Annotated in this window: 1 protein-coding gene and 1 pseudogene; both read left to right on the top strand. The window is 75.4% G+C overall.

Annotated features, from left to right (window positions below; genetic code table 11):
- Positions 1–96, top strand: a pseudogene (locus D471_RS42155) (dihydroneopterin aldolase); the annotation flags it as partial.
- On the top strand, positions 93–585 hold a 493-nt coding region (gene folK / locus D471_RS0128320), incomplete at its 3' end, for a 2-amino-4-hydroxy-6-hydroxymethyldihydropteridine diphosphokinase (RefSeq protein WP_017601741.1). The pseudogene D471_RS42155 and the gene folK, both read left to right, overlap by 4 nt.

The raw sequence follows: 585 nt of genomic DNA on the forward strand, positions 1-585 counted from the left end.
GTGGAGCTGACGGTGCACAAGCCCTCCGCGCCCATCTCGCACGAGTTCACCGACGTGGCGGTGACCGTCACCCGGGGAAGGGAGACGGTGTCGTGACACGCGCGGTGCTGGCGCTGGGGTCGAACATGGGCGACCGGATGGCGACCCTCCAGGGCGCGGTGGACCACCTCATGGCCGGGGAGGGCGCGCCGCGGCCGGTCGCGGTGTCGCCCGTGTACGAGACCGCCCCGGTGGGCGGTCCCGAACAGGGCGCCTTCCTCAACGCGGTCCTGGTCGTGGACGCCGACGGCGAGCCGATCGACCTGCTGCGGCGGGCCCAGGCCGCCGAACGGGCCTTCGACCGGGTGCGCGAAGTCCGCTGGGGACCCCGCACGCTCGACGTGGACGTCATCGCCTTCGGGGAGGTGCGCGACGACGACCCGGATCTGACCCTGCCGCACCCGCGCGCCCACCTGCGGGCGTTCGTGCTGCGTCCGTGGCTCGACGCCGATCCGGGGGCCGAGCTGCCCGGGCACGGCCCGGTGGCGGACGCGTTGGCCGCGGTGGTCGCGGCCGACACGGCGGGCGAGCAGGACCTGCACCGCC

Source organism: Nocardiopsis lucentensis DSM 44048, assembly GCF_000341125.1.
Lineage (GTDB): Bacteria > Actinomycetota > Actinomycetes > Streptosporangiales > Streptosporangiaceae > Nocardiopsis > Nocardiopsis lucentensis.